The organism is bacterium SCSIO 12741 (assembly GCA_024398055.1).
Classification (GTDB): domain Bacteria; phylum Bacteroidota; class Bacteroidia; order Flavobacteriales_G; family Salibacteraceae; genus SCSIO-12741.
Genome location: CP073749.1, coordinates 3,338,753 through 3,363,323 on the forward strand (window position 1 = coordinate 3,338,753; position 24,571 = coordinate 3,363,323).

Consider the following 24,571-nt stretch of genomic DNA (forward strand, 5'->3'; position numbering starts at 1 on the left):
TGATGTTTGTCAGTTTTTTAAAATCGGCTCGAAAGCCCTGATTTTTCAGTATCCTTTGGCGTGTAAGGGTTTGCGGAATTGACACGATTTCTATTCATAGCTTTTAAAATATTTAGGTGATTTTTGGGGCGTAATAATTACTTCCGATTGTGGCAAAAACCACAATGGATACAGAACTAATCGGCATAAGTAGGGCAGCGATCACCGGAGAGAGGGTTCCGCTTACTGCAAACGACAATCCAACGATGTTATACAAGAAGGATATGACGAAACCAATTTTTATCAATACAAGGTTTTTTCGAGCGAATTCCAGAATTCTTGGAAGCCGGTTAAAATTACCCGCAGCAAATAGGGCATCACATGCCGGGGAGAACTGATGAACCTGGTCTGAAATGGCCACCCCAACATCACTTTGCTTGAGCGCTCCGGCATCGTTGAGTCCATCACCAATCATCATAACTTCTTTCTGATCTTTTTGTAAAGTCTGAATGAATTCCAGCTTGTTCATGGGTGATTGATCAAAATACATGGCTTCCCAGCCAAATTTTTGCCTCAATTCCTCTTTTTGATGGTCCTTATCGCCAGAAAGTAAATAGAGCTCGAAATGGGCCTTTAAAATGCTTAAAAGATCTTTGAGTCCTTTTCGGTATTGTTGCTTGAGCTGAAAACACCCTTTTACCTCACCATTGATCTCCAAATGAACCTCGGAGGTCAGGGTTGCTTCAGGTTGAGAAACTCCAATAAATTCAGCTGAACCCATTCGAATGTGATCAGTCCCAATACGACCATCAATTCCGCGGCCCGGGATTTCCTCAAATTTGACCGTAGCCAGTTCCTGCGCACCATTTAGGTGTTTGTGAATGGCAGTACTCAACGGGTGAATCGATTGACTCACCAGGGTGTAAATGGCATTTTGTTCGGTATCATTAAGTGGCTGACCCTGGTATTTGACTTGCATTTGGTTGTTGAGGGTAATGGTTCCGGTTTTATCGAAAACGATGTCGGTAATGCGAGCCATTTTCTCAATGACTGCCGCATTTTTCAAATAGAGTCCACGAGACCCTAAGAGACGCATGGAGTTTCCGAGGGTAAAGGGCACACACAAAGCCAAGGCACAAGGGCATGCTACGATAAGTACAGCTGTTATGGCATTCCACATTACGCTGGGATCATTCAGGTACCAATAAATACCGGTCACCGCAGTTATTCCCAATACAACAACCGTAAAATAGCGGCTCACTTGATCCGAAATTTGCTTGAGGTCTTTTGCTCCGCTCTGACCTTTAAAGGCGTCCTGATTCCACAGCTGAGTCAAATAGCTGTTGTCTACTTCCCGGGTAAGTTCCACTTGAATCTTACCACTGGTTTGACGACCACCGGCATAAAGCAATTCACCTTCATTCTTTTCAATCAAATCGGATTCTCCGGTTACGAAGCTGTAATCGATCCAAGCCTCTCCTTGAAGCAGCACTCCGTCAGCGGGAATAAGCTCCTGATTGCGCAACTCAATCCGGTCGCCAGGTTTAAGCTCTTCGATCTTGGTCGGAATTCGTTCTTCGCCCTTAACCTTGTGCACGGCAATGGGGAAGTAGGATTTAAAGTCTCTATCAAAGGACAGGGATTGATAGGTTTTTTGCTGGTACCATTTTCCGATGAGGAGAAAGAAGACCAGCCCGGCAAGAGAGTCGAAGTAACCGCTGCCTGTTGCCGTAAAAATTTCGTAGCTGCTTCTTAGAAACAGAGTGATCATTCCCAGAGCAATGGGAACATCCATATTGATGAAGCGTTGACGAATGCCCTTCCAGGCGCTAATCAAATAACCCTTGCCTGAGTAGAGCAGGACGGGAAAGGATAGTACCCATTGAATGCGGCCAAAAAATGATCGGAAGCTTTCAAAACTGGTATCTATTCCCAGGTATTCTGGAAAAGCCAGCAACATGATGTTACCAAAACAGAAGCCAGCGATACCAATTTGGTAAATAATGGTTTTGTCAGAAGAAGAACGTGATTCGGATTTACCTTTTTCGGTTCGTCCGCTGTTTCTTAAATCAGGTTCATAACCAATGGAAGCAAGAAGTTCCATGACCTGACGAAGAGAAATTTCCTGGTTTTTGAAAATGACATCGAGTCGGCGCCTTGGGAAATTTACTGACGCTGACTGGATTCCTGGCTGCAATCGATTTAGATTTTCCAATAGCCAAATACAGGAGCTACAGTGAATTTGCGGTACCATAAAGGATACACGGGTCACCTGATGGTCTTCGTATTGGATAAAGCGAGAAGCCATGGACGGATCATCCAGAAAGGCAAATTGATCTTGATTTACCGTACCCTTCAATTTCAGCCCAGGAGCATTCTCCATGAGGTAGTAATCCTCCAATTGATTCTCATGAAGAATTTGGTAAACCGTTTGACAACCTTGACAACAGAAGTACTTGTCTTCTAATTGAAGGCTTTTGTCAGGACATTCATCACCGCAATGCGCACAATTCATCGTCTGTTGTTTTTCTCCAACAGCAAGTAATCAACGGGGTAGTTTTTAGGGCGTATCCGATTATAAACTACAGAATTACGTGCGTAAAGAGTGTTCCCGGTGAAGAAGTAAATGATGTGTTCCCAGTACATAGTTTCCTTCTTGTCATACAAAAGAACAACGGAAAACTTTCATGGCGTGTGTCCTAGGTCACACAAGAATATGAGGTATGTCAGCTTTTTGGGGAAGATGGTTTGAAACGCTCGAAAAACCAGGTGTTCCAAAAGAGTAGAATGAAGCAATAAAAGAAATCTTCGAGGGGAATTGTACCCCAATTTGCACCTTGAGTTTCCAGGCGGTTGTACCACACAATTTCTTCTTCGATCCAGGAACCTGTAAGCAGGCTATTCACCAGAATAAAGGGAATAAGGCTAACGGCGAATGATACATAAAATTGACCAGTCCATGAGGCGTTTTGAATACCTATCCAAACCAGGGTCAAAACGGTTAACCCCGTCGCGAATAGGGTATAAACATCATCGTAGTGAATGAGGGTTAAAGGCAATATGAGGAGAGCCCAAGCAAAAGAAAGGGCCCTGTATATCAAACTTTTTCTGGAGGTGCCAAAATAGGCGTTTAGACATTCGTAAATGAATAGGCAGGCAAAAGGCGCGGTAAAAAAGAATAGAATCTCTTCCAGGGGTAAACCTGCCAGACCGATGCCGATTAAATACCGCTCATTGAACCCCCAGATACCGTAATGGGTAAAAAGGATGTCCCATATGATAAAGGGAATGGCTACCCAAAGGAGGGCTTTTAAAATGGTGGGAAAGTACTGCCGAAAATGTACCTTTTTATCAAAGCTCAAGGCCAATGGCATTCCAATGGTAAACACGTTGACGAGCAAATAGAGATAAGATTCCATTAGGCCTTGCGATAAGCTTCACGAAAGTAACGAATGGGAACAACCAAGAGACCATAGCATTCTCCTGGATTTTGACCACGGTGGCGATGGTGAACCTGGTGTGCTTTTCGAATGGCTCTCAGGTAGGGATTTTTAACGGATTTAAAAATTACCAAGCGGCGATGAATCAGTAAATCGTGGAGCAAAAAATAGGTGACTCCATAAGCCGTTATTCCCGCACCGGCGGACACGGCAATCGGAAAATGGTAAACCGACCCACCTACCATTAACAGGGCTCCGGGAATTGCAAAAAGAAGAAAGAAGCGGTCGTTTCGTTGCCAAAATCCAGGTGTGGGTTGATGGTGATCCTGATGCCATGACCATAAGGGACCATGCATAATGAATTTATGGGTGGACCAGGCAACGGCCTCCATGGCGATAAATGACAGAATAAAACTGAGAATAATTAGGCCCACTGGTGCATCAGACATAAACTTCCGAAAAACAACAATTGAACAAGGTATAAGGTTCCCGCCCGAGGAAAGTTTTCTTCCGGAGAACTTCGATAAAGCAACCAGGCAAAAACGCCTCCAATAATTCCCCAGGCAATGAAATTTTGAAGCGGAATGATTCCATCTTTCCAATGCCAGAAACCCAAAACGGGAGCTAAGGGTTCCATGAAGAAATCGAGGAATAATAGAAATACCGGGGCTATCATCCAAGGGTGTGAAAATCTTGGGAAAATGATTTTGCTAATGGCCAATCCGCCACCTACTACGATCCACCAGTTCAAACCAATAATGGGAGGTACTTCAAGGAGTTTGAAACCCAGGTTTTCTCCGTATCCGTATGATCCGAAAATTTTACCGGTGTGCACACCTAACCACTCCACGGAAAAGCCGAGAATTATAATCAGGAGGCTGGTCAAATGAAATCGCAGAGAAGCTCCAAAAGGATAGACCAGAGCGAAGCTTATGATCAAAATAATCCAGGTTTGATCCCACAAATTTTTCTCGGGCATGGTAATTTTAATCCCTAAACCAATTCCATAAAGCAAGAGAAGAATGAAGGTCTTCAGAAAGCCTATGGATATGTACTTTTTTAGATCAAGCATCTGGAATCAAAGATGTTGCAATTTTTGCGGAATAGAGACAAAGTGGAACCCCACCACCCGGATGAACACTTCCTCCGCAGAAATAAAGGCCTTTCAAGTGACGCGAAAAATTGGGGTGCCTATGAAAAGCGGAAAACAACTCATTTGAACTTGTTCCATATAACGATCCAAGATGAGACAAAGTTTCTTTCTCAATATCCTGAGGGCCTCTCACCTTTTCACAAACTATGTAGGGCCTGGGATCGAAACCCAAAATGCGGTGCAGTTTCTTAGCCACTATTTCCTTGAGTGATTCGAGTTGAATATCCTCAGATTGCCTTTCCAGAGAAGGGGCATTCACCATGACAAACCAATTTTCCTTACCCTCAGGAGCATCCTTTGCATTGATTTTACTGGATACGTGCACGTAGATCGTTGGATCATCTGAAAGCACTCCCGTTTGGAATAAGCCCTGGAATTCCTCAACGTAATCTTCGCTAAAGAAGATATTGTGGGCATCCAATTCGGGCGTTGTCCGGTTCATTCCCCAATAGAATATGACGGCCGAGGTAGAGCGTTCACCTTGTCGCACATACTTGGGCATGGGAATCTCGGGCAACAACTTTTGATAGGTGGGGTATACATCCATATTGCTAACCACTACATTGGCAGCATAGAATCGGCCGTTGGATTGTATGCCTCTAACTTGCCCATTCTGGTTCTCCATTTTTTCGACGCAATGATTGAGATGAAATTCAACTCCAAGCTCCACGGACAACCGATGAAGCGATTCGGGTATAGAGCGTATGCCTTCCTTAGGAAAGTAGGCGCCTTGTTTCAACTCAGGATAGGAAATAAGGTTGAATAGCGCAGAAGTCTGGTAAGGCGAGGATCCGTTGTAGGTGGCATATCGGTCAAACAGCTGAACCAGGTGAGGTTCTTTTAGCGCCTTTAGGTTGCGCTCATGCATAGATTCCATCAGGTGAAGTCTGGAAAGTTTAAACAAGGCTTTGAGGACTTTCCATTGGGTCCAGGTAGAAACCTTGTGCAAGGAATGCTCGAGAAAGGTGGAGCAGGTGAGCTCGTATTTTTCAGCGGTAGATTTTAAATACTTCGACAAGATTTGAGGTTGAACCTCAAACTTTTCCCAGGCATCTTGAGCCATGGCAGAAGCATTCCTCCGTGTGTCGAATCGGGTGCCATCTTCCCAAAAATACCGGCATATAATGTCCAGCTGCTCGTAGTTGAAGTAATCCGCTGGATTACGATCCGCCAGGATGAAAATTTCATCCATCAATTCGGGCAAGGTGAGTAGGGAGGGGCCCAAGTCAAATCGAAAGCCTTGTTCGTGCCACTCTCCGGCCTTACCGCCAATGGTGCTCTGAGCTTCAAACACCTGAACTTGGTAACCCTTTATCCGGAGTCGAATGGCAGCTGCCAATCCGGCAATTCCGGAACCGATTATTATGGCTTTCATACCTAAGCTGGATGCAGCTGACGGAAGAGCTGGTTAAGGACTTTTTTGCGGTGGCTAAAGATGTTTTCCACCTGTTGCTTTATGAAAAGAGTGTGAACCATTTTCCCTAACACGCCAAAGGGCAGGCGGTAGTGCAGAATGTCTCGCATTTCAGTTCCACCTTCCACAGATTCAAACCAATGCTGATGGTGCCAGAAAGAATAAGGACCAAACTTTTGTTCGTCAATAAAGAATCGATGTTCCTCTACTTGGGTAATTTCCGTCACCCAGTTTTGAGGAATAAATCCAAAGAGTTTTAGCCGGTATTCGATTATCATACCGGCATACATCTTTTCAGGCAAGTCCGATTTGATCTCAAAGGATAAATCCTCCGGAGTAATTACATCGAGGTTTTTGGGTGAACTAAAAAAATCCCAGGCTTCCTCAATGGAAAGTGGTAAAAACTGAACTCGCTCCAATCGCTGCAAATACATACTTCTACAACAGCTGATTCGGAGGAAGGTTTAAGGATTTAAACTTTTGATCTGATCTCGCTTAGAATCTAATGGTAAGGAATAGGGCTACCGGTAAATTCAAGGTGAGGTTAGTCCCAAAATTCGAGTCGTTGCTTTCCGAGTTTATTTCGGATTGACTTCCTGAAAAATCGGTTCTGAAAATTTGGGTTTCTACCGAGCTTTTCTCTTCGGTATACCAGAAGTAATAGGTGGCTTCCGTTCCAATTTTTATGTTTTTGGAGATGTAATAGGCAAAGTTAAATTGTGGTCCACCGCCAAATCCATCCACCGAAGCTTTGGTTTTGGTTATGGTTGAATCCTGTCCTCCAAACTGATTAATCGTAGTTCGGTTAAGTTCTGAGTTTGCGGCACGCATTTGGGTAGCAGCATCAACGCCAACACCGGCTTCAAAGCGTTTTCCAATTTGAAACTTTTTGCAATAGCCCAATCTCAAATCAATTCGATTGTTGATCGATTCTATTCCATCGCTTCCTTTGTTGGTGGATAAATTGGCACCCAAGCCTAAGCCAAACTCATTGTTGCTTCCATTGAACCTGACGGAGTATTTCAAAAGGTAGGGATTGTTGAACGCTGGGGTAGGGCCGAAACTAAAGATTTGTTGAATTAGCTGATTGGCCTGAATACTGGCGAAGTGGCTGATTTGTTTATCCGGATTGATGTTGTAAGCTGGCTTAGGTTCGGCTTTTTGGGCATAGGCGATACTCAGGCCGAATAGGGCCAGTGAGCACAGGGCTAATTTTCTAATCATGGTATAGGGATTAAGGTGTTACAAAAGGATCGGAAAACCGAGGGTCTGTTGGAAATACTGGATCGGTTAGGGTGCCCAGAAAATCGATCAAACGATCTCGATCATAGGGAGAAATATCAAACCGGTTTACGGCTCCATTCGGTCCGCGTAATCTGGGGTCAAGGTTGGGGTTGTCATTCACGCCATGGGCATAATGGTCCAATACTTCTTCCAGGGATTGAAATCTTCCATCGTGCATGTAAGGTGCGGTAAGCATTACATTGCGAAGGTTCGGAATTTTGAAAACACCACGGTCTTCTTCCTGTCCGGTTACGGCTTGGCGTCCAGCATCTCCATGGTCAGCCAGTCCAATATTGGCCATATTTGGTCCTGTAGCAGTAGGTCCTGGTTGATTGTTTTCCAGGGGGCGGGAAGGAAGAAATCCACGGAGTAGCCAGCAGGGTTAAACAAATTGTGGCAGTTTCCGCAATTGTACTTTCCAAAAAACAAACGCATGCCCTCTTGTTCATCCGGTGATAATCCAATAAATCCCATTTGGTCAAACTTGCTTCCGGTAGATTCTAATTGGGCTAGAAATGCCGCAATGGCTTGGGCAATTCTTTCGGAAGAAATCAAGTCACTTTCAAAGGCCCTGCGAAACAGGTCCTGATAATACGGTTTGCTTCGAATGATTTGAATTAATTCCTTTTCCGAAATGAGACCCATCTCCACGTGATTAAAAATAGGATCGAGGGCCAAATCTTCCAGGCTTGTTCTGCGACCATCCCAAAATAGGATTTCGCTATTTCTTAGGTTTTGAATAGGTGGTGTATTACGTTCGCCTTTTACGCGTTCAAATCCAGTACTTACCGTCCGAAAGTCAGAAAATGCCAAGGATTGGGAGTGGCACGATCCACAGGAAATAGCACCATTTCGAGAGAGGGCTTTGTCGTAGAACAATACTCGTCCCAGATATTCCACGGGGCTTACTCGAAATGTGTTTTCGACCAATGGAACGGATGATTCTGTTACTTCTGCAGTTGGTGTAGCTTCTTCCTTTTGACAAGAAAATAGGGTAATGAACGCCACGGCAATAAGAGCAGTGGTTGTGGGGAAGGTGTTAGTTAATTTCATGGCGGACAGCAATTTATCCTTTAAAGTTAGTTTTTTATCCGAAAGAGAAAAAACTCTTTTTCCAGCCCTTATTTAAGATCTTGGGTGGGAGAACGAAACGCTGTTTCGGGGAGTTTCGTACAAAATAACCCGCAAGTCAAGCTGTTTATCCAGCTTAGCATCAAGCAATTGCCAAATAACCACAGCGATGTTTTCCGCTGTAGGATTCAGGTTGGCAAACTCCTCGCATTGTTGGTTGAGGTTTTTGTGATCAAAACGGTTGACCACCTCATTATCAATAAGGTGTGAAAGGACTTTAAGGTCTACAACAAAACCGGTAACTGGGTCAATTTCACCCGTTACCTCTACCTCCAATTCATAGTTGTGCCCGTGAAAATAGGGGTTGTTGCACAAGCCAAATATTTCTTCGTTTTTTTCTTCACTCCATCCTGGATAGTGGAGTCGGTGAGCGGCATTAAAATGCGCTTTTCGTTTTACTGTTGCCTTCATTCCCGGTAGCATTGAGGTGTTGCATAACCTTGGGGAGTGCGATTCGAAACCAAACGGTAAAGTCTTCTGGTTTTTTGTCTATTTGCCCCTGCAGTTCATCTAAGGATACAAAACGATAGTCCGCCACTTCTTCAGGATTTGGCGTTACAGGCCCGTCAAATGTTCCAAGAACCACGTGGTCGAATTCGTATTCGGTCATTTCGTGGTCCAACTCGGCTCTGTAGGTAAAGGAGAAGGCTTCTTGCAAGTCACAGTCAAAGCCCATTTCCTCCTGAAGGCGACGGTGAGCAGCTTGTTCTACGGTTTCCCCCGGACGTGGATGCGAACAACAGGCATTGGTCCAAAGACCTCCTGAATGATACTTATCTTCAGCCCGCTTGTGAATCAACATTTCACCCCGGGTGTTGAAAAGAAAAACAGAAAATGCCCGATGGAGGAGACCGTTTTCATGGGCCACCATTTTTTCCATCAGACCGAGTTCACGGTCCTGCGGATCTACTAAAATGACCAATTCTTGTGCTACATCGTTCATACGCTTCAAAGCTAATACATTGTTAGAGCAATCCTACGTTGTGGCGGATGTAAGACGCAACAAAAAGGGTGAATTTTCCAGTGTTGGGTATTCGGATTCTTTTTTGACGAATAGTAGAGCCGGGAGTTCTTCTGATTTTTCGGAGCAATCCTCGGTAGTAGACATAAGCCAGGTATACACCGAGTCGGGCTCTTTTGGGAAGTTGCTTAATGCCCTCCAAGCCAATTTGGAAATCGTCTTCGATGTCTTGTTCAATCATCTTTTTACTGTGATCATCCAAAATCTGAAGATCTACATTGGGAAAATAATTTCTGCCCAAATTCTCAAAATCGTCTTGAACGTCGCGTAAAAAATTGACTTTTTGAAAGGCTGAACCCAATTTCATGGCGAAAGGTGTGAGCTTCCGATACAGGCTTTCATCACCAAGGGTAAAAACCTTAAGACACATTAATCCCACCACTTCGGCTGACCCCAGAATGTATTCTTCATACTTCTCCTGATTGTATTCTTGATCATCCAAGTCCATTTCCATCGATTTCAAAAACGTATCGATCAACTTTCGATCAATGTTGTATTCATTGACGGTGTGCTGAAAACTATTCAGAATGGGGTTTAGGCTAATCCCATCATCAATGGCCTTGTGAGTATCACGTTTGAATTCGATAAGCAGATCCCGTTTGGGATAGTTGTGAAAGGTATCTACAATTTCATCGGCAAATCGAACGAAGCCATAGATGGAGTAAATCGAATTGCGGATGTCGCTGCTCAGAAAACGAATCCCCAATGAAAATGAAGTGGAGTAGGAGTGCGTTGTCACTCGACTGCATTGCAGGGAAACCTGGTCAAATAATGCCTTGCTGTTCATCGAATTATGGGTTTGAGTGTTTGGACAATAAATCAGCAGCTACCTGTCCGGATATGATGGCGGGCGGAACGCCTGGACCGGGTGAGGTAAGCTGACCGGTATAGTAGAGGTTTTGAACCTTTTTACTTTTGAGTTTGGGCTTGAGAAAAGCAGTTTGGCGCAGCGTATTGGCCAGGCCGTATGCGTTGCCACGGAAGGAGTTGTAATCTTTTTTGAAATCGTTGATGCAGTAGGATCGCTTATACACGATTCTATCCGTTAGTTTTTCACCCGTGTGGCCCTCCAGACGAGTCATGAGCAGGTCAAAGTATTTTTCCCGTATAGACTCGTGGTCATTCAATCCTGGTGCAAGCGGCATGAGGATGAATACATTTTCGTGATTTGAAGGAGCTATTCCATCATCCGTTTTGGAGGGAACGCAAGCATAAAACAGGGGCTGCTCCGGCCATTTCGGGTGGGTATAAATTTCATCGGCATGTTGGTCGAATGATCGGTCGAAAAAGAGGTTGTGGTGCTTGAGGTTGGAGATGGATCCTTTTACTCCCAGGTAGAAGATCAAGGCCGATGGAGCCATGGTTCTTTTCTTCCAGTAGGGATTTGAATAGGACCGTAAATCCGGACTTAGTAATTGGTTTTCCACAAATTCATAATCAGCACCCGCAATTATTTGATCTCCAGGAAAAAACTGTTCGCCCGATTGTAGCCCGGTAGCCCGATTTCGATGGACTGAAATTTCGGTAACCGGTGTGTTGAAGTGAAATTCTACTCCTTGTTCTAAAGCCAGTTGGTACATAGCATCCACTAAGCGATACATGCCACCCATGGGGTACCAGGTGCCCAATTTGAGGTCGGCATAATTCATTAAACTGTATAGAGCTGGTGTGTTTCCAGGAGTTGCTCCTAAAAACAAGGATGGAAATTCAAGCAGTTTTATGAGCTTATCATTCTTGAATTGTTTTCGGATACTGGACCCCACCGATTGGAACAAATCCATGTGAATCATACCGGACAGCACCTGCTTATTCACAAATTCCAAAGGAGACAGTGCAGGCTGATAAACCAAATGATTTACGCCTACCTGATACTTTATGGCGGCCTGTTCTAAGAAGCGTTTGAGTTTTTTACCGCTCCCTTCTTCCATGGATTCAAATAGCTCGTACAATTCAGCTTCACCGGCGGGAACATCCACGCGATCACCATCTTCAAAAAAGATGCGGTAGGAAGGATCCAGGCGTTTGAGATCAAAATAGTTGGAAGTGTGTTGGTCGAATCGCTCGAAAAAGCGCTCCATCACGTCAGGCATCCAGTACCAGCTTGGTCCCATATCGAAGGTGAACCCGGCTTCTTGAAATTGGCGTGCCCGTCCTCCAGGTGTCGCATTCTTTTCCAACACCTTCACACGGTGTCCCTTTTGGGCAAGTACCGATGCGGCTGCCAGGCTACTAAACCCTGATCCTATGATGGTTACGGTAGACATTAGTTACTGAATTCTTCCAATCGTTTCATTAATTGCTTGCGAGCCAGAAAAATTCGACTCTTTACCGTTCCAATGGGAATTCCCATTTCATCGCCAATCTCTTTGTATTTGAAACCTTGTAGTTTCATTTTAAAGGGCTTGCTGTAATCCTCTGACAACTCATCGATGGCATCTTCCATATTGCGAATGTTGATGAGTCGATCGGGGGAAAGGGAGATTTCGGAGGTTCCTGTCGTTAGGTAGGTTGAATTTCCCACCTTCTCCATGATTTCATTGTATTTCACCCCGCGGCGATAATTGTTAATGAAGGTGTTCTTCATTATGGTATATAACCATCCCTTAAAGGAGGTGCCAGAGATTAGTTTTTCTCTGTAAGTGAGTGCTTTAAGCATAGTGTCTTGCAAAAGATCTTGTGCTTGTTCTTCGTCGGCGGTAAGTTTCAATGCGAAAAATTGAAGTGGGTTATGATACTTAACCAACATTTCATTGAATTCTACTGTGGACATTTTGTTTAATGTTTGAATTAAAAGTCTAAACAAAGTTTATCAAAAAGACACAGATAGCCAAAGTTTTGTTTAATAATTTATTAAAAAGATTAAACAAAATAAACTTTTAGCCAAGGAGGTTTTAGCTAAACACCAGTAAACAAGCGGCTTTTAAGCCAATGGGGTGATAAACGAAATGAAGTCTGGAGCAGAGTAAAGAGGCTCCGAATTTTTGGGAAAGGTCAGGTCATGGCTAATCGATCCTGCATAAAGATGACAGGTATTTGGCATATCAACCTGATTTCTATCCATGAAATCCTGTACATCTTCCGTCTTTTTCGGAACGGTAAAAATGGTCATGGAGTGACTGGGTGCAGTTAAGTCATAAATGGAGCAGAGATCGCGATAAGGTACGTCCTGGCCTAAGTATATGACTTTAAAACCATGAGCTTTGAGGAGATAATGGGTCAAAATTAATCCGATTTCATGCATTTCTCCTTGCGACAGATAAAGCATGAAGGTGGATTTTCGGTAAGGTTTTAAGTCAATCTGATCAATTGCGGTGATCATCTTTTGGCGGATCAAACAAGAGATAAAGTGCTCTTGAGCTGGATTAATCTCCTCTACGCCCCACATGATTCCAATCTTTACCAGAAACGGGTAGATCAATTCTACGATGGTGCGTTGAAATCCAATTTCATGAACCGATTTGGAAAAAATGTGGTGAAACCGATCCTCATCCAGCTCGATCATAGCCACTATCAATCCGCGGAGATAGGTTTCCAGATCATCAGCCACCTTGGTGGATCCAGCTAGATAACCGCTTACTTCGGTGTGAAGCATGGTCTCGGTCATCGCACTGATTTTGGAGATCTTTAGGCCCTTTTCGAGCAGAAGAGACACGTTGAGCAATTTGCGCAAATCGTTGTCTTTGTAATAGCGAATATTGGTATCCGTTCGTTCCGGTTCCAGCAATCCATATCGCTGTTCCCATATACGAATGGTATGGGCCTTTATTCCAGAAAGCCTCTCAAGATCTTTTATAACGTATTTACGCATATAACTTCCCCAAACAAATATCCCGACAAAAAGGTTTACAACCTGAAGACTTGGTTCAATTTACCAACAAAAGGCAGGGGAAATGGTTTAGGGGTTAGCTCACCTTAAAGGTCCAGCCTTTGGTCTTTTTCATTTTGGTGGATTGGAAAACGCTTTTTCCACCTTTAACCATGAGGTGCAAGCCCACGAGTCCAACACCGGTTCCAACTACCACTCCCAGGCTTCCCCAAACTACTTTGGAGCTTTCCAGATCAATTTGGCGTCCACTCCATACGGCTACAGCCACACCTACAAGTGTTACTCCGGTTCCGATGGCAAACTTTCCAAGGCCTACCGTTCTCCAGCCCATGGTTTTGAAGAACTTTTTGCCTACCAATTCAAGGTCGGCTACTTTGATTTTTCGGCCGTCAACTATGATAAATTGATTCGTGATGGAGTCGATAACTCCTTTTTGAACATGCTTATCGGTAGGAGTGAGGTATTTGATTTTTTCTCCTTTTTTGAATTCTCGGCGTAGCTTCTCTTTTTTGTTTTCGGCTACGAGTACTTTTTCGGTGGATTTCTTTTTGGCTTGTTTTTGTTTTCTCTGCTTGATGGCTTGCGTTTTGCCCGGAGTGGGCTTTTGCAGCTCCTGGGGCTGATTTCGCTGCTGCTCCTGTTGTTCCTGAGGGTGGCCTGGAGGAGGTGTAATAATCATTTCCTCCGATTCTTGCGGAACCGTGCGAACGGGCGGTGTGTTCTCCCCATCTTTTTGGATCACAGGACTATCCTGCCCAAAAACGGTGCCTGGTGCTAGCAGGAGAAATATCCCTAATGCGACTAGTATAAAGGTTCTGATTGAGTTAATCATATGTATCCCATTAGCAGGTAAACGAACAATCCTATCCATTCGTGTATGATGTTGTTCCAATTTTTAAGAACCCAAGGACTTGGCAATAATAAGTGATCTACCTGAAACTTTCTTTCCCCAGAGATTCCATCTACACAAAAGGCGTCGGTTTCCAATCCTACTTTCTTGAAACAGGCCTGAGATCTGGGCATGTGAGATGCGGAAGTAATGAGGAGAATGGATCCGGAAAAGCCCAGGCTATCCAATACCTTCTTGGCTTCTACTGCATTTTGATGGGTATTTTTTGACCGTCCTTCGAGCCATAGATCACGGGAAGGGATTTCCACATCGCGGATAAAATCATCCACGTACATCCCCTCAGGGCGTGTATCTTCAGTTAAGCTTCCACGTCCTCCGCAGAGCAAAATCTTCTTGACCTTTTTTTGGTGATAGAGGTGTAGTCCCATCATCAATCGGTCTCCGCTTTCCATCAGATTGATTTGACCAGACCCCGGGGCATCTATGGAATACCCGCCTAAAACAATGGCTACATCGTATTTTTTCTCCAGATCAACGGAAGACATTGGGGGTTCCCACAAACGGTTAACTTCATCCTGAATAAACCCGTTGGAAAAGAAATAGAACAGGAATACAGACAGTAGAAACCACCGCTTTTTTCGTTTAGGACCCTTTAGAAAAAGGCTAAGAAGCATGCAAATGAAGATCCATGTAATCGGCATGGACATAAAATGCAGAATCTTCGATATGGCGTGAAACATGGTCTCCTAATCTACAGCGGCTTAGTGAGTGACTACCAGCTTAATAGCCCGGTCCATTTCCTTGCCGTTAAGGGTACAATAGTATAACCCTTTTTCCAATTGAGATACGTCGATCGTCAATTCGCCCTGAGCGCTGAAAGTTTGCCCTTCAAACAAGCGGCGAACGTGCTTGCCACTTTGATCGTACAATTCTACCGTGTAGTTTTCTCCTTCAACAGCTTCCCACTGAAGTGTGGTTGTATTTTGAGCTGGGTTAGGAAATAGCTTCACTTCGGTTTCATGACGCTCAAGAGCTTCGGTTCCTGATATTAAATCAGTCGTTTCAATGTAAGCACAGAAGGCTCCAGCTCCGTGAGTAGCAATACCGAGGTAGTTGTCTCCATCGCGAATGTCCATTTGCTCTACGATTACATTACCAATCAAGTCGTGAGCTTGTTCCACCCATACGGTACGATGACTATCCAACAAGTTGGTGGCATATAAACCTGTACTGGTTCCTACAAAATACATAGGACCATCATTGGTGTAGGCAATAGCCGCGGAACGAACAGAAGGACCTTTTCCTTGACCCAAGGCCAAATCAGGTAATCCATCGGGCAATTCCTCTTCCAGGTTACCGGCAATCCCCATCCAGCTTGCACCGGCATCGATGGAGTAGTACACACTGTAGGTGTTGTAATTGGAGAATACCACAATCAACTTGTCACCATTGGTAGGATCCACTGCAATTTGACTCACGTAGCTTCCTTTGCGGTAAGGGAAGTTGCTCGAAATGTCCACCAGGCTTGGAGAATTTCCACTGGCTCCATCAACGCGGTATACTTTTCCATTTTCACACCCTACGTACAAACGATCGTCAGGAGCGTAACGGGTAGAAACCATGTGAGAGATTGTTCCATTAATGGTAAAAGGCATGTTAGACCAACCGAAAGTGGATGGGCTTCGCTGATTGTTTTGAGGCACTTGATTCAAGCGATCGTGCTTTTTAATGATCTGGCTACCGTTTTGGTAAAAGGCCATGTACATCATGTTGGAATTGTTGTAATCCAACTCAAATACGTTTACAAAGGAGTAGTTTGACTCGTCTCCAGGGTAGTTAAACTGCTGGTAGCTGTTTCTCACTCCATTGTTGCCCATGGTCACTTTAAAAGTTCTTCCATATTGAGAAGAGAAATAGTAGATACCGGCACCTTTTACGCCCACTCCGGGAGAAACTGCACAGTAGGAACCATCACTTTTTAAGGGATCTGTCCAGTTGGTGCGCAAGTCATTCGAATAACCGAATTGGGTACCGTTGTCTTGCAATCCGCCAACCAACACTTCGTTCACGCCTTGGTGATCCACGGCAATGGTGTAGAACTGCGTGGTGTAAAAACCAAAGTTTCTCGATTCCCAAACCACTTTGCTGGCAGCACTATTGGAGGTGTACATCACCCCACCGTCATTAGCGGAATATACTTCTTCAGTATTCGTACTTGGGAAAACCAAATTGTGTTGATCCGGGTGATGTTCTGGATAGCGGTACTCATCCGGATTGGTAAAGAAGTCAGGATTGTAACCACCAATCTGGGTGGTGGCCGAGGTAGACGCAAATCCATTGCCTGAGCGGAAAAGGTTTGTACTACCGATGAAAACTACATTCGGGTTAGAAGGGTGAACCTTAACCATCATGTTGTAGTTACCCTGTGTGTCGAAGGTTTTGTAAAGGTTGTTATTGGATGGAATGCTCGCACTGCGATTTTCCCATTTACCACCGCTGCCGCTTCCATCACCACTGAGATACGTGTATTTGAATAAGCTTGAAAACTCATTGCCGGTGCTTCCTGGTTCTGCTGGAGAACCTACTCCAGGGGTACGCATTAAGAAATAAACCATGTCTTCGTTAGAAGAGGAAAAGTCGAAAACGATGCGTTGAAAGTTTGTTGGAACGGAAGCTCCTTGAATTTTGGTATAATTGATTCCATCTGCAGATCGATAGATTCCAGGGGCTGTGGCACCGTTGGCATTTCCAATAGCCGCATATACCACTCCTGAGGAAGTCACTTTTACCTGAGCATAGCGTGAGCCAAATCCGCCGCCCCCTAATACACGGGTCCAGGTAGCTCCTCCATCAACACTTCGCATAATGGCGCCATTTACGGCAGCATAAACTTCATCTTCTGTTGTATTGGATGGGTCTGTTGCCAGTTCCCAGATAGTACTCCAATCGGTTTGAGTTCTGGGTTCATTTGGAGCGGTTTCGGTCAACAAGGACCAGGAATTTCCACCGTCAGTAGATTTGTATACTCCATTTCCCAAAAGGTAGGCACTACCTCCTGCCGAGGCACTGGTACCAATACCTTCTCCGGTACCATAATACCAGATTCCTTGTTTGCCATTCCGTAAGTCCTGGGTCAAGCAAGTCACATTGTGCATTTGATCCTGGGTATTGGTTTTGGTCCAGGAGAAACCGTTGTCGCTGCTTCGGTACAATCCACCTGAAACACCACCAGCAAGCAAAACGCTTGAATTAGTCGCATCAACGGCTAAAGCTCGAGTTCGTCCACCCACATTAAAGGGGCCTCTTCTCAAGAACGTGTTGCCCGAGCGACTGGCCGAATATTGTTTGGGTAGAGCTTTTGCAAAAAGTCGTTCGCTTTGAAAAATTCCCTCTGGAATTTCTCCCGTTTCGGGATCCATTAGGCGTTTTTTCATCCAAATAGCCCGATCATCGGGCGCACTGTCTTCGCTTACATTTGAATGTACAGGTTGAGCGTCATACCACCAGCTTCCAGCCGCAATTCCTAATCCAATAAACCCTGCCAGGGCAATCCATTTTCCTTTCATCCTGTGCTTAATTCAATTTTTTATACCTGTAAATGGTGTACCGTTTCTCTTCCGATGAAGCGGTGGCAATTTCAAGGGTAGCCTTAAATGAGTCGTTCAGACTGAGGCCGGGTAGGGGATCCTTCAATTCTTTAAAATTTTCTGGACCACTGGCCTTCATTCCAAAAGCAAAAAACACGCGAATCTCATCCCCTTCCTTGAAAGCGGAGGCGAGGTTGTTTCCGCGCTGAACGATTTTAGAAACCCGAACCTTGGCAAAGCAATTTTGCTCCTGACAAGGATGTTCCCAGGTTACTTTTTCGTCTTCCTCACTGATTAACACACCCTCTATAACGGTGTCATTTGGTGAAGCGTTGAGTGTTTGGCCCGTTTTTTCAGACGATTGGCACGAAATAATGATGATTAGACTTAAAAAGACCCCCAGTATTCTCATGTATGGCTTGCTTACTGTACTTTAATCCGTTTCGAAATTTTCGTTTCCGGCGTGAAAAAAGTCACCAAATATAAGCCACTCGGCAGTGTGGAACAATTAAATCGAGCCTTCTGTCTTGTTTCAGGCCCTTCCGAGGTAGGTATTTGTTCGATTATTCTTCCATTCAAATCACTCAATACAAACTGACCATCTGTGGTTTCAACACCAGTGATGGAAACTTCGAAATGGCTCTGTGCTGGATTTGGGAAAACTTTCAATTGAGCCTCTTCGGCTACATTTCTTTCTTCCAATCCAGTTAAATCTCCAATGGTTTTCAAAGTGGTGTAGAATGCACCGGCACCATGGGTGGCAATTGCGGTAAAGCCATCGGACATGCGGTGTTTGATATCCACTACTACCTGATTACCGATCACATCAGGTGAAACCTGAACCCACTCGGTTTGCATGCTGTCCAACTCCAAGGAAGCGAAAAGTCCAATGCTTGTACCCACTAAATAGAGGGTGCCGTCTTCTACCGGAACAATCTGAGCAGAACGGCAGGAGGGACCATCATTAATGTGTCCCAAATTGGGTGGAACTCCCGGAGGCGTTTGACCTTCCAGATTTCCACTAATGTTTTGCCAAAGTTGTCCACCATTTTCAGTATAGAAAACGCTATAAGTGTTGTAATTGGAGTAGACCACGATTACCTTGTCTGCATCTCTTGGGTCCACACTTACGTCCGCTACATATCCGGCTGCATTGATATTGTTGGTTACATTGGTTAGAGTGGGAGACATGCCGTTTGCATCCTCAACGCGGTAAATGTTCTTTCCTGAAGTACCCAGGTAAACTACATGGGCCGGAGAAACCGAAGCGTCGATTGCGGTGAGTGTTCCTGAAATTCCAGAACCAACTCCTACGCGCCAGTTCGTTGTTTTCGGATCAGGATCTTTTAGGGTGTCAAATACGGTAACGTCATCATTCACCCACAGTCGATTTCCTGCAGGTAGGTACATGATTTTGTTGTCTGTTGGATCCAACAGAAGTGGATTGATAAACAAGTAACCAGATCCGCCAACAGGATCAATGCGATTCCAGGATATACGCTCTCCTTTGGAATTGACATAAACTTTTACGATTCCGTCCAATTGTTTGGAAGCATAGAGAAAGGGCTCCACATTACTAAAGGCGCACCCGGCACCATCATAAGACCAGGGCATGGTCCAGTCCACATGAATATCCCCATTCGTTGAAAGTAGGGTTCCGTTATCCTGGGTTCCCCCCATCATCCATTTGGATCCCGAGTCGGGCGAAATGGCCAAGGTGTAGAATTGGGTGGCGAGTAAGTAATTGTTCAAGGATTCCCACACTACTGAGGATTGATACAAATCACGGGTCAAGTGAATTCCGCCATCTGAGAAAGTTAGACAGGTTTTGGAGTCGCTGGGAGAGTAAATGATTTTCTGGAGATCAGGGTGGTGATTCGGGTAAGTTTGAAAATCGGGCAAATCGGTAGTTTCTCCATAACCACCAGCGTAAGAGGTGTTTTGATCGGATTTAAAAGCATCGGTGGAGATATAAAGGTTGGTACCTCCAATAATCACCACATCGGTATCGTGAGGCGAAACGGCAATGTCGATACAGTAAGAGCCTTGAGATATGTAATCGTCAAAACGATTGGGGCCCACAGGAAGGTTTTGGCTCCGGTTGTCCCATTTTCCACCAGCTCCTGCTCCCGTTCCAGATAAGTAGGTGTATTTGTAAAGAGAGTGGTCTTCGCTTCCACCTTGAAAATTGTACCCCCTTTGACCACTTCCCGGAGTATTTCCCAAGAAATAAACCACGTCAGGTCTACTTGGGTCTGGTGCAATAATCAGGCGCTGATAGGTACCCGGAAAACCACTTGGAGTGATGTTGGTCCAGGTAACTCCATCTGCCGATCTAAAAATTCCACGAACCGTAAGGTCGTTGTTGTCGAAAGTAGCGTAAAGCACTCCATTGGCGGCTACTGCCAGATCGACTGAACGTCCGGTAGCAATCGGGCCGCCCAGAACTTTTGTCCAGGATTGGCCTTCATTTGTACTTCGGTAAATCGCCGATTGTGAAGCAAAATACACGCCTCTTGTAGCTGGGTCACCTGAAACAACCAATCTCCAAATCAAATCGGTAGAATCCACCAATTGAGGAGAAGAATTGATCAAAGCAGGTAAGGCTGTCCAGGTTTTGGCGCTGTCATCGGAACGATAAACGCCGTTTCCTCCATAGGCAGCTGAACCACTAATCCCTCCTTGAGAACCTCCACGAGCTTCACCAGTACCCATGTACCAGATATGTTGTTTACCTGGTTCCGGGTTTTGAGCCAGGGATGAAATACTCAGGTTTTGATCCTGAGTGGTCACCTTTTTCCAGCTTTTTCCTTCATCTGTGCTGCGAAATACACCACCGGAAGAAGTACCGGCTATCAGTACTTTCGGATTGCTTAGGTCATAGGCCAGGGCTCTTCCTCGTCCACCAATATTGCGAGGACCAGCTGCAACCCAGGGATTTCCTCCTCTCAGACCCGTAGCCTCTTTAGGCATATTGGCCAGGTGGTTGAGCTCCTTTTGTCGAATACCGGCAGGCAGTTCTCCTGTTGCCGGATCGGCAAGCATTTGGTGCTCCCATTGCTCCCTTAATTCGGATTGACTCATTCCTCCACTGATGTGGGTCGTCAAATAATCGTTTTGTTGATCCTCAAATTGTTGGATTCCTAATACCAGCTGCACCAGATAGAGCAGCATAATGGTAAAAATTTCGAGTTTGCCTGTGCGCATTAAAATTCAAAGAATTGAACGGACAAATTTATAGCAAATCAGCCCTCTTTCGTAACCTGTTCGAAAGATATGTCCCCGACCTTGCCGTCGAGCTTTTTGTACTTGTGAATGTCTTTCACATTAATGTGGGTCGATCCATCCGGATAAGTGGTATAAGCCGGATGAAACTTGGCGTTGATCACCATTTCCCGGTGGGTGTATGAATACCGGGAATGAACCACTTGACTAAAGGTTTCGTCAAATCCCTTGATCAAGATCAGTACCTCCGGATTCGATTTAACGATTTCCTGCGGTGATTTTCCATGAAAGGGACTCTCTTCATCAATGGGGTGAACGACCGTCCAATTGAGAGGAAAGAAGTCAATTTTGTCGATGGCCAGATCCAGTCTGCTGTAGGTACGTCGGTAGATTCCATTAATCTCACGGGTGGTGGCTAAAAGCACTTTGGCCTCCATGTCCAGCAATACGTGGTGGCGCATATTGATGATGCGAAACATGAGCGCATATCCATCCTTGAAAGGGGAGAGAAGAATGCGGTTGGAATACACAATATCTGCCTTGGGCTTGGAAAAACGACCGTAGAGCAGACCCGTGGCAATGGAGAAACTCATAAATCCCATCATGGCTTGAAAGGATGCCACCAGATTAACCGAGGTGCTCATGGGAGACAATCCACCATAACCTACTGTGGTAAAGGTTTGAAAGCTAAAGAACAGAGCAATCAAAAATTCATTTTGCGTATCCAAAGATTCGGTGCCAGAAATACCGTTGATACCAAGAAGCACATAGGTCATGGCAAAGAGGGAGTTCATAATGACATAACCCAATAAAAGAATCAGGATAAACTGAAACCAGCTGACCGAAATGAAATACTCATACAAGTACTTCAGGGCTGAGCCCATTCCTTCACGGTAGATGTTAAAACTACCGTCTGGATTAATGATTCTTTGAGTTAGCCTTTCATACTTTTCACCAAGGCCAGGATCCTGAATAGGGGTGTCCGACATGACCCAAAAATAGGGTTTCGGCTACGATTTATCAAATCAGCCTTAGGCTTCAGGCAATGTGAGGCGAAATCCTACACCGTGAACATTTTGAATTTCAATTCTTTTGTCGTCCGCCAGGTATTTTCTCAAACGGGTAATGAATACGTCCATACTGCGCCCCAGGAAGTAATCGTTTTCGCCCCAAATGAGTTTTAAGGCTACCTCTCGTTCCAGAACTTGATTTTGGTGAATGCATAGCAATCGAAGTAAATCAGCTTCCTTGCGTGTAAGGCTGCGCTCACCAGAAGGTGTGGCCAATGACAGGTTTTTGTAGTTGAAGGTAATTTCCCCAAGGGGATAAGATTCTTTGCTGATTGTTTGGGTTCGCTGATCCGGGCGTTTTTGGGTTCTTTTTAGCACGGCTTCCATTCGGGCCAAAAGTTCTTCAATGGCGAATGGTTTGGTCAGGTAATCATCTCCTCCAGATGAAAATCCTTGAATTTTATCTTCCATCATCGATTTGGCCGTGAGAAAAATGATGGGCACATTCTGGTTTAAGTTTCTAATTTCAGTAGCCAGGCGAAAACCATCTTTCTTCGGCAGCATAACGTCCAGCAGGCAAAGGTCGTAAGCTTGTTGATAGAAGGCTTCAAACCCGGCCTGGCCATCTCGTACGAGCTTTACTTTATAGCCCTGTTCTTCCAGGTTGTCTTTAATGACAAACCCAAGGCTGTTATCATCTTCAACCAACAATATATTTGGCGTAGTTTCAGTCATGGTTTAGAGGTATTTCTACGATAAATTCTGTTCCTTCTCCTTTTGCACTATTTACCCGAATCTGTCCATGGTGTTTTTGAACCATGGATTTGACGTAATACAGTCCCAGTCCAAATCCTTTTACGTCATGCACGTTTCCAGTTGGAACCCGGTAAAACTTGTCAAAAATCATTTTCTGCTCTTCGGGAGACATGCCAATTCCGTTGTCTTGAATCGAGATCGAGATGGTGTCTTGCGTGTTCTTAGTTGAAACTTTAATGGTGGGTTCATTGTGGTTGTACTTCACGGCATTGTCCAGCAAATTGTTCAGTACGTTGGTCAGGTGAATTTCATCGGCCAATACCTGAAAATTAGTTGCATTATGCTGGCAAGTGATACTTCCATTTTTGCTGGTAATCAGCGGTTTAAAGGATTGACAGACTTGTTCGATTAATTCCCGCAAATTCAACTGTTGCAAATTGAGATCTACTTGATCTTTTTCCAGAGTGGCAATTTGAAGCACTTTTTCCACTTGCTTTTGAAGCCGGTTATTTTCTTGCTGAATGATCGCGGCATAATTCTTTAACCTTTCCGGGTTGTTTTCGATTCCGGGTTTCATCAGCACGTCGGAAGACAGAGCAATGGTTGAAATAGGTGTTTTTAGCTCGTGGGTCATGTTGTTGATGAAATCGTTTTTGATTTCGCTCAGCCGTTTTTGTTTAAGGATAACCGAAATGGTGTATCCAAAAAAGGTGATGAGAACCAGCAAAATGAAGGACGAGAAAATCCAAAAGTTGAGCCGGCTGCGTACCATGGCACTTTTGTTCGGAAAGTGGATGGAGAAATAATGACCATCGTTACTTTTCCAACTTACCGCGGCCGAAGGTTGTTCGCGTTGAATGGCTTGTCCTTCATTAATATAAACCGCTTTGGTATAGACAACTGAATCATTAAAACAATCGTAGAGGCTGTATTCAAAGTCCAGGTTAATCTCCTCGTTTTTGAATTCCCGGGTCAGCATCGTTTCGATGTAGTAGGGATCCAGGTTTTCATTGATTCTAACCACAAAGGTGTTGGGCATGGGTTGCCGAACAGGGTCCAACAGAAAAGAAGAATCGCCCTGGTGCAGCTGAATTTCCCGGGAAACCTTTTTCAAGGTCATGGTGATGTCGTGGTTCACCTGAGTTTCCTGAAGCTGATAGGCTCTTCTAATCCAAATCACCTGCGAAACCACCAATCCTCCCAATAGAAGAATGGCCGCGAAAATGATCATTCGGATAGTATTCCTTTTCATGACCGGCAAAGTACGAAATGTTCGGCCAAGCCATCGCCAGTGTTAACAGTTGTTTAACGAATTGGGATGGGCTACCACTTGAATTTGGTAACCAAGGGTTCAGAGGAAAAAGCTTACTTCTATCCATTGATGGAGTCAAACCTCAAGTAAGCATTTTCAAAACAGCGATTTACAAAATGAAAAATGTCGAAGGTGATAAATGTCACTGTTTTTATTCGTCTGGATCGTAACTTTGCATTATGCAGTTTAAGCAGATGGTAAGTTGGTTTTGGCTTTTCGCCTTTTTTGGGGTGATGAGCTACAACGTTTCTGTTTTTAGCTATTACTTCTGGAACCAAGAGAAAATCGCTCAAGAGGAGTGTGTTAATCTGGATCGAGGAATTACCCAATGTCAAGGTATGTGTTACCTCGCTGATCAAGTGGTGGAAAGTATTCCAACGGTTGAGAGCGATTTAAATGTGATCATTCCTGGACAGCTGTCTTTTCTCTTCTATTTCTTGCCGAGTTCAGAGGACGCTGTAGCTACTACTGTCTATGAATATGTAGCCTTTCTTCCCGTATCTGAGGAAGAGCTTGATGGCTTCACTGATATCTTCATTCCCCCTCCCTCGTTGGCTTAATTCATCAGCCGACTTTTTAGTAC

The 24,571-nt window shown here is 44.5% G+C and carries 24 protein-coding genes; 1 reads left to right on the forward strand and 23 read right to left on the reverse strand.

Going from position 1 to position 24,571, the window contains the following annotated elements; translation table 11 throughout:
- Positions 1 to 112: 112 nt before the first annotated feature.
- From KFE98_14225 to KFE98_14335, 23 genes are all read right to left on the reverse strand, one after another.
- Positions 113 to 2,494 (reverse strand): heavy metal translocating P-type ATPase metal-binding domain-containing protein, encoded by a 2,382-nt coding sequence (locus tag KFE98_14225; protein UTW61163.1) that lies wholly within the window; start codon positions 2,492 to 2,494, stop codon positions 113 to 115.
- 211 nt (positions 2,495 to 2,705) lie between these two features.
- Complete coding sequence (locus KFE98_14230; protein UTW61164.1) at positions 2,706 to 3,398, reverse strand: lycopene cyclase domain-containing protein; 693 nt, start codon at positions 3,396 to 3,398, stop codon at positions 2,706 to 2,708.
- On the reverse strand, positions 3,398 to 3,868 hold the full coding sequence (locus KFE98_14235; GenBank protein UTW61165.1) for a sterol desaturase family protein: 471 nt from the start codon (positions 3,866 to 3,868) through the stop codon (positions 3,398 to 3,400). Before KFE98_14235 ends, KFE98_14230 begins: the two co-directional genes overlap by 1 nt.
- Entirely contained in the window at positions 3,844 to 4,491 is a 648-nt protein-coding gene (locus KFE98_14240; protein UTW61166.1) for a carotenoid biosynthesis protein, read from the reverse strand. The genes KFE98_14235 and KFE98_14240 overlap by 25 nt, the downstream gene beginning before the upstream one ends.
- Positions 4,484 to 5,947, reverse strand: a complete 1,464-nt coding sequence (gene crtI, locus KFE98_14245) for a phytoene desaturase (GenBank protein UTW61167.1) — start codon at positions 5,945 to 5,947, stop codon at positions 4,484 to 4,486. Before crtI (KFE98_14245) ends, KFE98_14240 begins: the two co-directional genes overlap by 8 nt.
- A gap of 2 nt (positions 5,948 to 5,949) precedes the next feature.
- Positions 5,950 to 6,420, reverse strand: coding sequence for an SRPBCC family protein (locus KFE98_14250; protein ID UTW61168.1), 471 nt, complete (start codon positions 6,418 to 6,420; stop codon positions 5,950 to 5,952).
- 61 nt (positions 6,421 to 6,481) lie between these two features.
- A complete protein-coding gene (locus KFE98_14255) occupies positions 6,482 to 7,210 on the reverse strand; it encodes a hypothetical protein (GenBank protein ID UTW61169.1) in 729 nt (242 codons plus the stop codon).
- Positions 7,211 to 7,220: 10 nt separating this feature from the next.
- Complete coding sequence (locus KFE98_14260) at positions 7,221 to 7,571, reverse strand: hypothetical protein (GenBank protein ID UTW61170.1); 351 nt, start codon at positions 7,569 to 7,571, stop codon at positions 7,221 to 7,223.
- Positions 7,520 to 8,323, reverse strand: a complete 804-nt coding sequence (locus tag KFE98_14265; GenBank protein UTW61171.1) for a cytochrome-c peroxidase — start codon at positions 8,321 to 8,323, stop codon at positions 7,520 to 7,522. The genes KFE98_14260 and KFE98_14265 overlap by 52 nt, the downstream gene beginning before the upstream one ends.
- Positions 8,324 to 8,395: 72 nt before the next feature.
- Positions 8,396 to 8,812 (reverse strand): 6-carboxytetrahydropterin synthase, encoded by a 417-nt coding sequence (locus KFE98_14270; GenBank protein ID UTW61172.1) that lies wholly within the window; start codon positions 8,810 to 8,812, stop codon positions 8,396 to 8,398.
- The gene (gene idi / locus KFE98_14275; protein ID UTW61173.1) at positions 8,778 to 9,344 is read right to left on the reverse strand and encodes an isopentenyl-diphosphate Delta-isomerase; all 567 of its coding nucleotides are present in this window, start codon (positions 9,342 to 9,344) and stop codon (positions 8,778 to 8,780) included. The genes KFE98_14270 and idi overlap by 35 nt, the downstream gene beginning before the upstream one ends.
- 22 nt (positions 9,345 to 9,366) lie before the next feature.
- Complete coding sequence (locus KFE98_14280; GenBank protein ID UTW61174.1) at positions 9,367 to 10,209, reverse strand: phytoene/squalene synthase family protein; 843 nt, start codon at positions 10,207 to 10,209, stop codon at positions 9,367 to 9,369.
- Positions 10,210 to 10,213: 4 nt separating this feature from the next.
- On the reverse strand, positions 10,214 to 11,686 hold the full coding sequence (crtI, locus tag KFE98_14285; GenBank protein UTW61175.1) for a phytoene desaturase: 1,473 nt from the start codon (positions 11,684 to 11,686) through the stop codon (positions 10,214 to 10,216).
- Positions 11,686 to 12,192 carry an RNA polymerase sigma factor gene (locus tag KFE98_14290; protein ID UTW61176.1) on the reverse strand — a complete coding sequence of 169 codons (507 nt, stop codon included), beginning with the start codon at positions 12,190 to 12,192 and terminating at the stop codon, positions 11,686 to 11,688. The genes crtI (KFE98_14285) and KFE98_14290 overlap by 1 nt, the downstream gene beginning before the upstream one ends.
- Before the next feature lie 150 nt (positions 12,193 to 12,342).
- The gene (locus tag KFE98_14295) at positions 12,343 to 13,230 is read right to left on the reverse strand and encodes a MerR family transcriptional regulator (protein UTW61177.1); all 888 of its coding nucleotides are present in this window, start codon (positions 13,228 to 13,230) and stop codon (positions 12,343 to 12,345) included.
- A 94-nt stretch (positions 13,231 to 13,324) separates the two neighbouring features.
- On the reverse strand, positions 13,325 to 14,080 hold the full coding sequence (locus KFE98_14300) for a hypothetical protein (protein UTW61178.1): 756 nt from the start codon (positions 14,078 to 14,080) through the stop codon (positions 13,325 to 13,327).
- Positions 14,077 to 14,838, reverse strand: coding sequence for a YdcF family protein (locus KFE98_14305; GenBank protein ID UTW61179.1), 762 nt, complete (start codon positions 14,836 to 14,838; stop codon positions 14,077 to 14,079). Before KFE98_14305 ends, KFE98_14300 begins: the two co-directional genes overlap by 4 nt.
- A 21-nt stretch (positions 14,839 to 14,859) precedes the next feature.
- Positions 14,860 to 17,664: a T9SS type A sorting domain-containing protein gene (locus KFE98_14310; GenBank protein ID UTW61180.1), complete on the reverse strand. Its 2,805-nt coding sequence runs from the start codon at positions 17,662 to 17,664 to the stop codon at positions 14,860 to 14,862.
- A gap of 7 nt (positions 17,665 to 17,671) precedes the next feature.
- Positions 17,672 to 18,097, reverse strand: a complete 426-nt coding sequence (locus KFE98_14315) for a hypothetical protein (GenBank protein ID UTW61181.1) — start codon at positions 18,095 to 18,097, stop codon at positions 17,672 to 17,674.
- Positions 18,098 to 18,108: 11 nt separating this feature from the next.
- Positions 18,109 to 20,892 carry a T9SS type A sorting domain-containing protein gene (locus tag KFE98_14320; protein ID UTW61182.1) on the reverse strand — a complete coding sequence of 928 codons (2,784 nt, stop codon included), beginning with the start codon at positions 20,890 to 20,892 and terminating at the stop codon, positions 18,109 to 18,111.
- Between the two features lie 38 nt (positions 20,893 to 20,930).
- Complete coding sequence (locus KFE98_14325; GenBank protein ID UTW61183.1) at positions 20,931 to 21,899, reverse strand: transporter; 969 nt, start codon at positions 21,897 to 21,899, stop codon at positions 20,931 to 20,933.
- Between the two features lie 42 nt (positions 21,900 to 21,941).
- Complete coding sequence (locus tag KFE98_14330; protein ID UTW61184.1) at positions 21,942 to 22,655, reverse strand: response regulator transcription factor; 714 nt, start codon at positions 22,653 to 22,655, stop codon at positions 21,942 to 21,944.
- The gene (locus tag KFE98_14335) at positions 22,648 to 23,928 is read right to left on the reverse strand and encodes a HAMP domain-containing histidine kinase (GenBank protein ID UTW61185.1); all 1,281 of its coding nucleotides are present in this window, start codon (positions 23,926 to 23,928) and stop codon (positions 22,648 to 22,650) included. Before KFE98_14335 ends, KFE98_14330 begins: the two co-directional genes overlap by 8 nt.
- 239 nt (positions 23,929 to 24,167) lie before the next feature.
- Between KFE98_14335 and KFE98_14340 the strand changes: the two genes are divergently transcribed.
- Positions 24,168 to 24,548, forward strand: a complete 381-nt coding sequence (locus KFE98_14340; GenBank protein ID UTW61186.1) for a hypothetical protein — start codon at positions 24,168 to 24,170, stop codon at positions 24,546 to 24,548.
- The last annotated feature ends 23 nt before the right edge of the window (positions 24,549 to 24,571 follow it).

Excerpts from the sequence above, each read along its gene's own strand:
- KFE98_14225 (UTW61163.1), bottom strand. The coding sequence starts at position 2,494 with ATGAATTGTGCGCATTGCGGTGATGAATGTCCTGACAAAAGCCTTCAA.
- KFE98_14230 (UTW61164.1), bottom strand. The coding sequence starts at position 3,398 with ATGGAATCTTATCTCTATTTGCTCGTCAACGTGTTTACCATTGGAATG.
- KFE98_14235 (UTW61165.1), bottom strand. The coding sequence starts at position 3,868 with ATGTCTGATGCACCAGTGGGCCTAATTATTCTCAGTTTTATTCTGTCA.
- KFE98_14240 (UTW61166.1), bottom strand. The coding sequence starts at position 4,491 with ATGCTTGATCTAAAAAAGTACATATCCATAGGCTTTCTGAAGACCTTC.
- crtI (UTW61167.1), bottom strand. The coding sequence starts at position 5,947 with ATGAAAGCCATAATAATCGGTTCCGGAATTGCCGGATTGGCAGCTGCC.
- KFE98_14250 (UTW61168.1), bottom strand. The coding sequence starts at position 6,420 with ATGTATTTGCAGCGATTGGAGCGAGTTCAGTTTTTACCACTTTCCATT.
- KFE98_14255 (UTW61169.1), bottom strand. The coding sequence starts at position 7,210 with ATGATTAGAAAATTAGCCCTGTGCTCACTGGCCCTATTCGGCCTGAGT.
- KFE98_14260 (UTW61170.1), bottom strand. The coding sequence starts at position 7,571 with ATGGCCAATATTGGACTGGCTGACCATGGAGATGCTGGACGCCAAGCC.
- KFE98_14265 (UTW61171.1), bottom strand. The coding sequence starts at position 8,323 with ATGAAATTAACTAACACCTTCCCCACAACCACTGCTCTTATTGCCGTG.
- KFE98_14270 (UTW61172.1), bottom strand. The coding sequence starts at position 8,812 with ATGAAGGCAACAGTAAAACGAAAAGCGCATTTTAATGCCGCTCACCGA.
- idi (UTW61173.1), bottom strand. The coding sequence starts at position 9,344 with ATGAACGATGTAGCACAAGAATTGGTCATTTTAGTAGATCCGCAGGAC.
- KFE98_14280 (UTW61174.1), bottom strand. The coding sequence starts at position 10,209 with ATGAACAGCAAGGCATTATTTGACCAGGTTTCCCTGCAATGCAGTCGA.
- crtI (UTW61175.1), bottom strand. The coding sequence starts at position 11,686 with ATGTCTACCGTAACCATCATAGGATCAGGGTTTAGTAGCCTGGCAGCC.
- KFE98_14290 (UTW61176.1), bottom strand. The coding sequence starts at position 12,192 with ATGTCCACAGTAGAATTCAATGAAATGTTGGTTAAGTATCATAACCCA.
- KFE98_14295 (UTW61177.1), bottom strand. The coding sequence starts at position 13,230 with ATGCGTAAATACGTTATAAAAGATCTTGAGAGGCTTTCTGGAATAAAG.
- KFE98_14300 (UTW61178.1), bottom strand. The coding sequence starts at position 14,080 with ATGATTAACTCAATCAGAACCTTTATACTAGTCGCATTAGGGATATTT.
- KFE98_14305 (UTW61179.1), bottom strand. The coding sequence starts at position 14,838 with ATGTTTCACGCCATATCGAAGATTCTGCATTTTATGTCCATGCCGATT.
- KFE98_14310 (UTW61180.1), bottom strand. The coding sequence starts at position 17,664 with ATGAAAGGAAAATGGATTGCCCTGGCAGGGTTTATTGGATTAGGAATT.
- KFE98_14315 (UTW61181.1), bottom strand. The coding sequence starts at position 18,097 with ATGAGAATACTGGGGGTCTTTTTAAGTCTAATCATCATTATTTCGTGC.
- KFE98_14320 (UTW61182.1), bottom strand. The coding sequence starts at position 20,892 with ATGCGCACAGGCAAACTCGAAATTTTTACCATTATGCTGCTCTATCTG.
- KFE98_14325 (UTW61183.1), bottom strand. The coding sequence starts at position 21,899 with ATGTCGGACACCCCTATTCAGGATCCTGGCCTTGGTGAAAAGTATGAA.
- KFE98_14330 (UTW61184.1), bottom strand. The coding sequence starts at position 22,655 with ATGACTGAAACTACGCCAAATATATTGTTGGTTGAAGATGATAACAGC.
- KFE98_14335 (UTW61185.1), bottom strand. The coding sequence starts at position 23,928 with ATGAAAAGGAATACTATCCGAATGATCATTTTCGCGGCCATTCTTCTA.
- KFE98_14340 (UTW61186.1), top strand. The coding sequence starts at position 24,168 with ATGCAGTTTAAGCAGATGGTAAGTTGGTTTTGGCTTTTCGCCTTTTTT.